10 protein-coding genes are annotated in these 11578 nt (G+C 63.2%); 6 read left to right on the top strand and 4 right to left on the bottom strand.

The annotated features are described in order from the left end of the window. Positions 1-76: 76 nt before the first annotated feature. A complete protein-coding gene (serB, locus tag ENHY17A_RS06260; protein ID WP_159711097.1) occupies positions 77-1018 on the bottom strand; it encodes a phosphoserine phosphatase SerB in 942 nt (313 codons plus the stop codon). Here serB and miaA point away from each other — a divergent pair. The 4 genes from miaA to ilvC all read left to right on the top strand — a co-directional run bounded on the left by miaA (position 1017) and on the right by ilvC (position 5428). After that, entirely contained in the window at positions 1017-1949 is a 933-nt protein-coding gene (miaA, locus tag ENHY17A_RS06255) for a tRNA (adenosine(37)-N6)-dimethylallyltransferase MiaA (protein ID WP_443018290.1), read from the top strand. The genes serB and miaA overlap by 2 nt on opposite strands. Positions 1950-2025: 76 nt before the next feature. Continuing rightward, positions 2026-3771 carry an acetolactate synthase 3 large subunit gene (locus tag ENHY17A_RS06250; RefSeq protein ID WP_159711093.1) on the top strand — a complete coding sequence of 582 codons (1746 nt, stop codon included), beginning with the start codon at positions 2026-2028 and terminating at the stop codon, positions 3769-3771. A 3-nt stretch (positions 3772-3774) separates the two neighbouring features. Further along, a complete protein-coding gene (gene ilvN / locus ENHY17A_RS06245) occupies positions 3775-4290 on the top strand; it encodes an acetolactate synthase small subunit (protein WP_159711091.1) in 516 nt (171 codons plus the stop codon). Positions 4291-4408: 118 nt separating this feature from the next. Next, positions 4409-5428, top strand: coding sequence for a ketol-acid reductoisomerase (gene ilvC / locus ENHY17A_RS06240; protein WP_159711082.1), 1020 nt, complete (start codon positions 4409-4411; stop codon positions 5426-5428). 261 nt (positions 5429-5689) lie between these two features. Here the strand turns inward: ilvC and murD are convergent, their stop codons facing one another. Both murD and ENHY17A_RS06230 read right to left on the bottom strand, forming a co-directional pair. Further along, the gene (gene murD / locus ENHY17A_RS06235; RefSeq protein WP_159711080.1) at positions 5690-7045 is read right to left on the bottom strand and encodes a UDP-N-acetylmuramoyl-L-alanine--D-glutamate ligase; all 1356 of its coding nucleotides are present in this window, start codon (positions 7043-7045) and stop codon (positions 5690-5692) included. Then, the gene (locus tag ENHY17A_RS06230) at positions 7032-8387 is read right to left on the bottom strand and encodes an endonuclease domain-containing protein (protein ID WP_159711078.1); all 1356 of its coding nucleotides are present in this window, start codon (positions 8385-8387) and stop codon (positions 7032-7034) included. The genes murD and ENHY17A_RS06230 overlap by 14 nt, the downstream gene beginning before the upstream one ends. Positions 8388-8469: 82 nt before the next feature. Here ENHY17A_RS06230 and ENHY17A_RS06225 point away from each other — a divergent pair, with 82 nt between their 5' ends. After that, complete coding sequence (locus tag ENHY17A_RS06225; RefSeq protein WP_159711076.1) at positions 8470-9111, top strand: YceI family protein; 642 nt, start codon at positions 8470-8472, stop codon at positions 9109-9111. Positions 9112-9114: 3 nt separating this feature from the next. Here ENHY17A_RS06225 and ENHY17A_RS06220 read toward each other — a convergent pair whose 3' ends face one another. Then, positions 9115-9510, bottom strand: a complete 396-nt coding sequence (locus tag ENHY17A_RS06220) for a BLUF domain-containing protein (protein ID WP_159711074.1) — start codon at positions 9508-9510, stop codon at positions 9115-9117. 308 nt (positions 9511-9818) lie between these two features. Between ENHY17A_RS06220 and leuA the strand changes: the two genes are divergently transcribed. Next, on the top strand, positions 9819-11489 hold the full coding sequence (gene leuA / locus ENHY17A_RS06215; RefSeq protein ID WP_159714218.1) for a 2-isopropylmalate synthase: 1671 nt from the start codon (positions 9819-9821) through the stop codon (positions 11487-11489). The last annotated feature ends 89 nt before the right edge of the window (positions 11490-11578 follow it).

Genomic DNA, 11578 nt, shown 5'->3' with positions numbered 1-11578 from the left:
CACAAGACGGGTCACTTCACGCTCTGCGTGAGCGACTTGGTGGACCCCGGCACTGCGGCCGGGGTGACGATGGTGGTTAGGCTTCAATCCAGTCCCGACGCGCAATCCCCTGCGCGTGGAGCAAAGCTGTGAGCGGTGCGTGATCGAGCCGTGCGCCCGCCGCCGCCGCGACCACCGGTTTCGCACGATAGGCGACGCCCAGCCCTGCTTCACCGATCATTGCCAGATCATTGGCACCGTCGCCGATCGCCATCGTCGCGGACAGGGGTATGCCCAGCGCTTCGGCTTCGGCCAGCAGTGTCGACCGTTTGGTCGCGGCATCGACGATCGGTTTGCCGACCGCACCGGTCAGGCGCGCCTCCTCGATCGTCAACGTGTTGGCAATCACCCGGTCGAAGCCAATGCGAGCGCCCACGGGTTCGGCAAAGCGCGTAAATCCGCCAGAGACGAGCACGCTGCGCGCACCGCGCGAGCGCATGGTTCGAATGAGCGTACTCGCCCCAATACTGTCGCGCACGCGTTCGGCCAGGCAGCGATCGATCGCCGATTCCTCGAGCCCTTTCAGCAACGCGACCCGCGCATCGAGCGCGGCCGCGAAATCGAGTTCGCCGCGCATCGCCGCTTCGGTAACCTCGGCGATCTGGTCCTTGATCCCGGCATAGTCGGCGAGTTCGTCGATGCACTCGACGGTGATCATCGTCGAATCCATATCGGCGACGATCAGTTGCTTTTCGCGGCCCCGTGCTGGCTGGACGATGACATCCCATGTCATGTCACGGCCAAAACCGCCTTTGGCGATCGCCTCCGCTTGCTCTCGGATCGCCATCGCCAACGAAGCAGCATCGTTGGGAGCAAAGCTGGCAGCTGGGCTGAAGATGATGTCGCCAGCTTCACCCTCGTCAATCATTGCATATTCTAGGAGTTTTCCCGCCGTGCAATCGACGTCAAACTGATGAGCGACCTCAGATAGGAGGTTCTCGTCAAGCCCGCCGTCTGCAATCAACGTGGCGATGAACATGATCGGTTCTCCGGATTTGCCCAGGGTGGCGCTCATCGCAGGCCCGACCGCCAGCGGCAAGTCCGCGCTGGCGGTGACGCTGGCGGAACGCCACCGCGGCACGGTCATCAATGCCGACAGCGCACAGGTGTACCGCGACCTGCGCATCCTGTCGGCGCGGCCCTCTGCCGAGGAGGAAGCCCGCGCGCCGCAAGCGCTGTTCGGGCATATCGACGGCGCGGAGGACCATAATGCTGCGCGCTGGGCCGCCGAAGCGCAGGCCGCGATCGCCGACGCGCATGCCGCAGGACGCTTGCCCATTCTTGTGGGGGGCACCGGCCTCTATCTTCGCACCTTGCTCGACGGCATCGCACCGGTGCCCGACATCGACCCCGCGGTGCGAGCGGCGGTCCGCGCGCTTCCGGTCGGCGATGCACATGCCGCCCTCGCCCGCGAAGACGCGGACGCCGCTGCGCGCCTCAACCCCGCCGACACCACTCGCGTCGCGCGCGCCCTCGAAGTCGTGCGGTCGACCGGGCGCACGCTGACCGGCTGGCAGGCGACGCGGATCGGGGGGATCGCCAGCGACATCGCGCTGTTGCCGATGATCCTGCTGCCGCCGCGCGACTGGCTGTTCGATCGCTGCGACCGGCGGCTGGCGGCAATGTTCGATGAAGGCGCAATCGACGAGGTTCGGGCATTGCTGGCACGCGGCGACATTCCCGCCAATGCTCCGGTCATGCGTGCGATCGGCGTGCGCGAAATCGCGGCTATGATCGCAGGAAGACTCACCCGCGACGAAGCGATCGCGGCAGCGCGCACTGCCACCCGTCAATACGCCAAACGCCAATATACTTGGTTCCGCAACCAGCCTCCCGCCAATTGGCATCGAACCAATGAGACAGATTCAATTACTTTGCGTGAAACTTTTGAAACAAGATTCCACTTGTAAAGGTTGACGCGCAGTTTTTATGCCATTAGGCGCGCCGTTCCAGTTCTGATATTGCGTGTGCGAAAGGAGCATCGTCGTGGCCGAGAAAAGCGGAGCAGACATCCTGATCGAGGCGTTGTGCGACCTCGGTGTGGAGGTTGTGTTCGGCTATCCGGGCGGGGCCGTCCTCCCGATTTACGATGCGCTGTTCCAGCAAAAGCGGATCCGCCACATCCTGGTGCGCCACGAACAGGCAGCGACCCATGCGGCGGAGGGCTATGCCCGCTCGACCGGAAAGCCGGGCGTCGTGCTCGTCACGTCCGGGCCGGGTGCGACGAATGCCGTCACCGGCATTGCCGATGCGTTGATGGATTCGATCCCGATGGTCGTCATCACCGGTCAGGTGCCGACGACGCTGATCGGCACCGACGCGTTTCAGGAAGCCGATACCGTCGGCATCACCCGCCATGTCACCAAGCATAATTATCTGGTGAAAGACCCCGCCCGACTTGGCGCGACGGTCCATGAGGCGTTCCATATCGCCACGTCCGGCCGCCCCGGCCCCGTCGTGATCGACATCCCCAAGGACGTTCAGGTCGCCACCGCAAAATACACCAAACCCGGCCCGATCCAGCACAAGACCTATCGCCCGCAGGTGAAGGCCGATCCTTCGCTGATCGAGGCGGCGGTGGACATGATCGCGGCTGCCGAACGCCCGATCCTCTACACTGGCGGTGGCATCATCAACTCCGGCCCCGGCGCATCGCAATTGCTGCGCGAACTGGCGCGGATCACGGGTGCGCCCGTCACCTCGACCTTGATGGGTCTGGGTGCCCTGCCCGCTTCCTCTCCCCAATGGCTGGGGATGCTGGGGATGCACGGCACGTTCGAGGCCAATATGGCGATGAACAAGGCCGATCTGGTGGTCTGCCTCGGCGCCCGATTCGACGACCGTGTCACCGGACGGCTCGACGCGTTCAGCCCCGGAAGCCGCAAGATCCATGTCGATATCGACCGCAGTTCGGTGAACAAGGTCGTGCGCGTTGACCTGCCGATTATCGCCGATTGCGGTCATGCGATCGAGGATATGGTCCGCGTCTGGAAAAGCCGCCAATATCCAAAGCCCGATCTGGCCGAATGGTGGCGGCGGATCGATGGCTGGCGTGCATCCAAATGCCTGGACTTTCCCGAAGTCGGCGATGCGATCATGCCGCAACGCGCGATCCGCGCATTGTGGGAAGCGACGCGCGACAAGGCACCGATCATTTCGACCGAAGTCGGCCAGCACCAGATGTGGGCCGCCCAGCATTTCGATTTCGAAAGCCCCAACAAATGGCTGACCAGTGGCGGCCTGGGCACGATGGGCTACGGCCTGCCCGCCGCGATCGGCGCGCAGCTGGGCAACCCCAACAGCTTGTGCATCGACATCGCCGGCGAAGCGTCGATCCAGATGAACATCCAGGAACTGGCCACCGCCACCCAGTACCGGCTGCCGGTCAAAGTCTTCATCCTCAACAACGAATATATGGGGATGGTCCGCCAGTGGCAGGAACTGACCTATTCGTCGCGCTATGCCGAAAGCTATAGCGAAAGCCTGCCCGATTTCGTCAAGCTGGCAGAGGCCTATGACTGGAAGGGCATTCGCATCGACACGCTGGGCGAACTGGACGACGGCATTTCTGCGATGCTGGCGCATAACGGCCCGGTGATGGTCGATTGCCGCGTGGCGAAGCTCGCCAATTGCCTGCCGATGATCCCAAGCGGCGCGGCGCACACCGACATGATCCTTCAGGCGAACGAAGTCTCCGGCACGATGGACGACGAAGCGAAGGCGCTGGTTTAAGACATGCACATTACACAGGAAAAGGCCGAGCGTCACACGCTGGCCGTGATTGTCGACAACGAACCGGGCATATTGGCGCGCATCGCCGGGCTGTTCACCGCGCGCGGCTATAACATCGAAAGCCTGACGGTGAGCGAGATCACCGCGGACCAATCCGTCAGCCGGATCACCATCGTCACCTCCGCATCGGCGCATGTGATGGAACAGATCCTGGCCCAGCTCGAACGGCTGGTGCCGGTCCACAAGGTCACCGACCTGACGACCGCCGGTCCACATGTCGAGCGCGAGCTGGCCATGGTGAAGGTCGCAGGCCGTGGGGAACACCGGATCGAAGCGCTGCGGCTGGCCGATGTCTACCGCGCCCGCGTGGTCGATGCGACGACCACCAGCTTCGTGTTCGAAGTCACCGGCGGCTCGGAAAAGATCGACAAGTTCGTCGAGTTGATGCGCGAAGTCGGCCTGGTCGAAATCGCGCGTACCGGCATCGTCGCCATCTCTCGCGGGAGCGAGGCGGCCTGAGTTTTGAAAACCGTCACCCCAGCGAAGGCTGAGGTCTCAAACCGCAAGGACGCCCCCGAGGCATGAGATGCCAGCCTGCGCTGGCATGACGATCCGATTGAAAAGGGAAGAACCGATCATGCGTGTCTATTACGATTCCGACGCCGACCTGAACCTGATCTCCGACAAGAAGATCGCGATCGTCGGCTATGGCAGCCAGGGTCATGCCCATGCCCAGAATTTGCGCGATTCAGGCGTAAAAGACGTCGCGATCGCACTGCGCGCGGGTTCCGCCAGCGCGGTAAAGGCCGAGGACGCTGGCTTTCAGGTCATGTCTAACAAGGAAGCGGCAGGCTGGGCCGATATCCTGATGATCCTCGCCCCCGACGAACATCAGGCCGCGATCTGGAACGACGATTTGAAGGACAATATGAAACCGGGCGCGGCACTGGCCTTTGCGCACGGCCTGAACGTCCATTTCGGTTTGATCGAGCCCGGCGCGGACATCGACGTCATCATGATCGCGCCCAAGGGTCCGGGCCACACCGTCCGCAGCGAATATAAGCGCGGCGGCGGCGTGCCTTGCCTGATCGCGATCCATCAGGATGCGACCGGCAATGCGCATGACGTGGCGCTCGCCTATGCCAGCGGCGTCGGCGGCGGGCGTTCGGGGATCATCGAAACCAATTTCCGCGAGGAATGCGAAACCGATTTGTTCGGCGAGCAGGCGGTGCTTTGCGGCGGCATCACGCACCTGATCCAGGCCGGGTTCGAGACGCTGGTCGAAGCCGGATACGCGCCCGAAATGGCCTATTTCGAATGCCTCCACGAAACCAAGCTCATTGTCGACCTGCTCTACGAAGGCGGCATCGCCAACATGCGCTATTCGATCAGCAACACCGCCGAATATGGCGACATCGTCACCGGGCCGCGGATCATTACCGACGAGACGAAAAAGGAAATGAAGCGCGTGCTCGACGACATCCAGTCGGGCCGCTTCGTGCGCGACTTCGTGCTCGAAAACCGCGCGGGCCAACCGCAGCTAAAGGCCGCGCGCAAGCGGGCAGAAGCGCATCCGATCGAGAAGACCGGGGCGGAGCTACGCGGGATGATGCCGTGGATCGGCGCGAACAAGCTGGTGGATAAGGACAAGAACTAGGCGCAGCGCAGCGCCGTAGGTCGGAAGCAAGCTTCCGACCGCGTGGGCGCGCGAAGCGGCGCGCCCAAGCAAGCCCGGACGGCACGGCAGAGCCAGCCCATAGGGCACGGCTTTGCCGGGACCGACGGGCGGGCGGGTCAGCGAACCGCGCGTCCTTCCAGCAAAGTAATCCTCCCCCGGCGGGGGAGGTGGCGGCGCGTAGCGCCGACGGAGGGGTATTGGCGACGCGCAATGCGCTTGCAGCGATTACCCCTCCACCGGCTACGCCGGTCCCCCTCCCCCTCCGGGGGAGGAATTATCCGCATATCGCTCGCACAGCGCGCGGAACTGCGCCCCACGCTCCTCGAAACTCCTGAACTGCACGAAACTTGGCGCAGCAGGGGACAGCAGCAGCACATCCCCCTCGTCCGCCAGTTCGCACGCGCCGCGCACCGCCGCGTCGAGGTCGGCGACAGGCGTCATGGTTACCTCATCCAGCCGACCTGCAAACTCCGCCTCCATCCGCCGCCCGGTATCGGGCAGCAACCACAGGCTCACCACGCCCGCCGCCCGGATCGCATCGGGCAGCGCGGCATGATCCTGTCCTCGCTCGCTACCGCCCAGGATCAGATGGATCGGTCGCCCCGCATAGACCGACAGCGCCGCCATCGTCGCCTGAGGCACGGTCGAGATGCTGTCATCGACACAGGTCAACCCGCCTACCGCGAATTCCTCCATCCGGTGCGGCAAGGTCGCGAACCCGCCCAGGTCAATCGACCAAGGATCCTCCAGCGCATCGAGCAACAACGCGACCGTTGCCGCCGCTGCGACATTGGACAGGTTATGCTCGCCTTTGGGCACCGCGCCGGTCAGCGACACGGGGCGCCCCTGATAGCTGAGCGACGCACCGACTGCGGTATAGCCCTGACCATCGTTGAACCAGGTGACGTTGGCCCGCTCCCCCAACCGCTTGCGAATCTCGGCATCGCGATAGTTTAGGACCGCGGGCACGTGGCACTCGATCGTCGCCAGTCGCAGCTTATCGTCGTAATAGGCCTCGACCGATCCGTGCCACGGCACATGTTCGGGATAGAGGTTGTTGACGACCACCAGCGCGGGCGCACGGTCGAGGTCGGCGGTCTGATAGCTCGACAATTCCAGGATCGTGTGGTCGACCGCGGGCGCCTCGCCGATCGCTGCGGTTCCGGCATTCCCCAGCAGCTTCGCATCCCGTCCGGCAGCACGCAGCATGTGCAGGATCAGCGTGGAGGTCGTGCTCTTGCCCTTGGTCCCGGTGACGCCGATCGTGCCCGCGACGCCGTTCGCCTCCAGCCACAAATTGGTCGAGGAAGTGACTCGTGTCCCAGCCGCCTTCGCGTCCACAATTTCCTGACGTTTCAGACTGATGCCGGGGCTTTTGACGATCACGTCGAATCGTCCCTGCGCAATCGCGTGCACTGCCGAATCTCCATTCAGCAACGCAACCCCTTTGGGTAATTCGAGGGCGTAGTCCGCCTGATCGAGCAATACCGTCACGGCGATGCCGGAATACTGCGCCCGGACGAAGCGGTGGACCGCCTGCCCCTCTCGCCCATAACCCCAGATGCCGAGCGTGCGGGCACCGTCAAAGATAGCCATCGAGCGCCTTTCGAAACTGCGCGGGCACCCGTCCCTGCCATTGCGGGGTAAGGAAATCGTCATAGGCCGCAAGCGCATCGGGCGGCGTCGCGGCGATGCGCGGGGCGAGCGCACGCACGATCGCGGTGTCGCGCCAGTCGGGATGGTCGGCGATCCGCATTATCGCTGCACGCGATTCGAGGAATTCGCCGACACAGTCCCAAGGCTTGTGCGCCCCATCCAGCGCCGTCAGTTCCTCATACCCGCCAAGCTGATCCGCGTTGTCGAGCAGGTTTGCGCCGAACACCCCGATCAGCCGCTCGGGCGGCATCACGGTCGCCATCATCAGGAACGTGAAGCGGCACTTGGCGCAATCCAGACACCAGCGCTCGCCGGTGCGCTCCAGAATGCGAAACGCCTTGTTGCAACTGGTGAATACCCGGTCGTAACGATCAGTTTTCGCAAACAATTGTGCGATATGAAGTTCGGATAACGGCCGCAACAGCGAGAAATAGCGCAGGCTGGGCGAGATGTGCATCGCGACATGATCGGCAAAGCGCGCTTCGAACGCGCTGCTCTTGGAATATTGGTGATTCACATCGTCCACCGTCGGCTCGTCAGCGGAGCGTTCATTGGACAGCACGATGTTCGACCATCCATGCACGAAGGCGGCGGCGACCGCGATCAAGCTGACGATCGCGGTGATCGGGACATGGCCGTTATAGACCGATCCGCTGGCGTTCAGCTCGAACAGATGCGGGTCCAGGCTTCGCTTTACCGTCGCCATCGGCACACCGCTGGCCGTCGCACTGTCGATCATCGGTTCGCGCGGATTGACGCAGAACAGTTCGATGTCGCCGCCCGATGCGCGCAACACCTCCAGGGTGACCAGCGAATCCTTGCCGCCGCCGATCAGCACCGCCGACCGGTCGGGCAGATCGACGGGCGCGGCGGGCTCGGGATCGGCCGCGCCCGCATTCACGAACCGCAATCGTCCGTCGAGCGAGAGGCCATTGCGCATCGCGAATTCGCCCAGCCCTTCGCGGTACACTTCAGCGAAGAATGCGATCTCGTCCTCGGCCAGCGGTAACCCGTCCAGGTCGAGCGTCGGGGGAAGCCACGCCTTGTAGTAACTGACACCGGCCATCACGAACAACGACCGGATCGCGGCATCGAAGCCGTGCCGGGCGGGTGTCCCGATCGCTGGCAAGCGCGCGGCGAAGTCGATCGTCTCGGTAAATTCAGCGCCGTTATCGAACGCGTAATCGAGCCACACGCCCCCCGCATCCTCATCGAAACGCATCTTCACGAAACGGAATGTTTCGGGCGCGGCGGGCTGTGCGGGGGTGGCGGCTTCTGTCATGGTTGTGCCTGCTTTGCCCCCGGCGGCACTCAGCGCGCAAGTCCTCAGCGCGCGTGCTTCTGGTTAACGAAAAGGAATCGCCATGCGCTTGTCTCGTCCCGTCCTGATCGCAAGCCTCACCACCGCTGCGTTGGCCGCGCCCGTCATCGCGCAGCAGGCGGGCACCGCCCCCGCCGCAATTCCCGGTGCGCCCGACGCGACGCGCGTGACGGCCGGCAACTACGCCGTCGACCCTTCGCACACCCAGGTGATGTGGCGAGTCAACCATTTCGGTTTCAACGATTATTTCGGCCTGTTTGGCGATGTGAAAGGCAATCTGAAACTCGATCCCGCCAATTTACAGGCGTCTGCGGTCGAGATCACGATCCCGCTCCGCTCGCTCAAGACCAACAGCGATGGGCTGACCAAGCATCTGTCGAGCGCCGATTTCTTCGAGTTCAACCGGTTCGAGGAAGCGACCTTCAGATCGACCGCGATCACGCTTGATCCCGACGGCATTCGTGCGCGGATCGACGGCAATCTGACGCTGAAGGGTCAGACCCGCCCGCTGTCGATCACGGCCCGCTTCGAAGGCGCGGGGACCAATCCGATGAACAAGAAGGAAACGGTCGGCTTTCACGGTCTGGCGACTATCAAGCGTAGCGAATTCGGGATCAGCTATGCGCTGCCCAACATCCCCGACGACGTGAACTTGGCGATCAGCGTGGCGTTCGAGAAACAATAAGGGTCAGGCGGCAGCCCGGACCTGGGCAAAGCTTTCAAAGGTCGCGCGGACGTTTGCGGACGCCCGTGCGACCAGTCGCCCGACGCGCACCATCACGTCGTTGGCCTCGACGCCCGGCGAAAGCGATGCCATCGCCCAGTCACCGAATTCACGCGCCTCGATCTCGCGGCGCGACAGGATGACCACGGCGCGGTGGCGGGGATCGGTTTTGATGCGGGCGAATGCCGCCTCGACGATCCCGACTTCCCCTTCCAGCACTTGAAGGAAACGCTTCCCGTCGTCGTACAGCAGCCCCGAAATCCCGTCGCGGTCGTTGTTGCGGCGTGACGTCATCAGGATATTGCCCCGTTCCGTGCGAGTATCGCCGCGGGCGGTGCTGATATAGACGATCTGGATCACGCTTTCGAACTCCTCGCATCGGGCAAGCTACCCTCGAAAAGAGCTTTCGCAGCAAAAGGTTACCGAAGCCTCTATCGCTGACACAAGGCTTGCTAAAGCATGGGTTGCGTGGCCCCAAGCCCGTCTCGCTGGACAAAAGCTGCGCAAACGGCGATCATCGAACATGATGATTGCGCACGAAGCCCTAAGCCTGCGACTTATCCGCCCTTAGGGACGGGAGTGCACTCGCGCATTCTTCCCTAAGGGGACTTCACCGGCACCTTGTTCCAGCGGCCCTTGTCCGCCAGCCCATGAAGGTCATCACACAGATGCTCCGCGATCCATCGACCAAATACCGCGCCTTCCCGCCCGTGAACCTGCCCGACCGGCAATGGCCGTCGCGCACCATCACAGCGCCGCCACGCTGGCTGTCGACTGACTTGCGCGACGGCAACCAGGCGCTGATCGATCCGATGGATGGGGAAAAGAAGCGGCGCTTCTTCGATTTGCTGGTCAAGGTCGGGTTGAAGGAGATCGAGGTCGGCTTTCCAAGCGCGGGCGCCACCGAATTCGACTTCATTTCGGGCCTCGTCAAATCGGGCGCGGTGCCCGACGACGTGCTGGTGCAGGTGCTGACCCAATCGCGCCGCGACCTGATCGAAACGAGCTTCGCCAGTCTGGATGGGGCGCGGGCCGCCATCGTCCATCTCTACAACGCCGTGTCGCCTGCATGGCGGCGCATCGTGTTCGGCATGAGCCGCGACGAAGTGCGCGAGATCGCGGTGACGGGGGCCAAGGTGATGCGCGATGAAGCGGCAAAGCGCCCCAATACCGACTGGCATTTCCAATATTCCCCTGAGACGTTTTCGACCGCCGAACTCGATTTCAGCCTTGAGGTGTGCGCGGGCGTCATGGACGTGCTGCGCCCCACCCCAGAACGTCCAATCATCTTCAACCTGCCCGCCACGGTCGAATGCGCGACGCCGAACATCTATGCCGACCAGATCGAATATTTCTGCCGCAACATTCCCAATCGCGATGCCGTCGTCATCAGCCTGCACACGCATAATGACCGCGGCACTGGCGTCGCGGCGGCGGAACTGGGGATGATGGCGGGGGCCGACCGGGTGGAGGGTTGCCTGCTCGGCAATGGCGAGCGGACGGGCAATTGCGATCTGGTGACGGTGGCGCTCAACATCTACACGCAAGGCATTGATCCAAAACTGGATTTATCAAACATTGATGCGGTCGTGAACACGGTGAATTACTGCACCAACCTCCCCGTCCATCCGCGCACGCCCTATGCCGGCGATCTGGTCTTCACCGCCTTTTCGGGTAGCCATCAGGACGCGATCAAGAAGGGGTTTGCGGCGCAAGCGACGCGCAACGACGATTATTGGGAAGTCCCCTATCTGCCCATCGATCCCGCCGATTTGGGGCGAAGCTACGAAGCGGTGATCCGAGTTAATTCCCAATCGGGAAAGGGCGGCGTCGCCTGGGTGATCGAGCAGGACAAGGGGCTGAAACTGCCCAAGCGGATGCAGGCCGATTTCAGTCGTCACGTCCAGGCGCTGGCCGATCGCACCAGCCGCGAACTCGACGCCGGGGACATTTGGCGCTGCTTTGCAGAAACCTATGCCCTCGAAGGCCCGCAGCGTTTCGCGCTGGAGGCCTATGACGAAACCCGCGCGCCCAATGGCGACCGGATATTCGCGGGCCATGTCTGCGTGGACGGTGCGGCGCAAAGCGTGTCTGGACGGGGCAACGGCCTGATCTCCAGCGTAATCGACGGGCTGGGTCAGGCGTGCGGAATCGCGCTCGACGTCACCGATTATCACGAACATGCGATCGGTACCGGATCGGACGCGCAGGCCGCGGCCTATGTCGAATGCCGGACAGCCGACGGGCGGACGGTGTGGGGCGTGGGCATCGATGCCGACGTGGCGACCGCAAGCGTGAGGGCTGTGTTGAGTGCGGCAAATGGGGTTGGGGGGAATTGAGCGTTTCCCCAAATCGTCATGCCAGCGAAAGCTGGCATCTCAAGCCGCATGGACGCGCTCTATCTGTATGATATCCCAGCTTTCGCTGG

It is taken from the genome of Sphingomonas sp. AX6 (assembly GCF_902506605.1).
GTDB lineage: Bacteria > Pseudomonadota > Alphaproteobacteria > Sphingomonadales > Sphingomonadaceae > Sphingomonas.
Note: the sequence above shows the minus strand (reverse complement) of the source record. Positions and strands in the feature narration are given on the sequence as shown.

What these genes read in the sequence shown, in the direction of transcription:
- miaA (WP_443018290.1), top strand. Translation starts at nt 1,017, where the DNA reads ATGATCGGTTCTCCGGATTTGCCCAGGGTGGCGCTCATCGCAGGCCCG.
- serB (WP_159711097.1), bottom strand. Translation starts at nt 1,018, where the DNA reads ATGTTCATCGCCACGTTGATTGCAGACGGCGGGCTTGACGAGAACCTC.
- ilvN (WP_159711091.1), top strand. Translation starts at nt 3,775, where the DNA reads ATGCACATTACACAGGAAAAGGCCGAGCGTCACACGCTGGCCGTGATT.
- ilvC (WP_159711082.1), top strand. Translation starts at nt 4,409, where the DNA reads ATGCGTGTCTATTACGATTCCGACGCCGACCTGAACCTGATCTCCGAC.
- murD (WP_159711080.1), bottom strand. Translation starts at nt 7,045, where the DNA reads ATGGCTATCTTTGACGGTGCCCGCACGCTCGGCATCTGGGGTTATGGG.
- ENHY17A_RS06230 (WP_159711078.1), bottom strand. Translation starts at nt 8,387, where the DNA reads ATGACAGAAGCCGCCACCCCCGCACAGCCCGCCGCGCCCGAAACATTC.
- ENHY17A_RS06225 (WP_159711076.1), top strand. Translation starts at nt 8,470, where the DNA reads ATGCGCTTGTCTCGTCCCGTCCTGATCGCAAGCCTCACCACCGCTGCG.
- leuA (WP_159714218.1), top strand. Translation starts at nt 9,819, where the DNA reads ATGCTCCGCGATCCATCGACCAAATACCGCGCCTTCCCGCCCGTGAAC.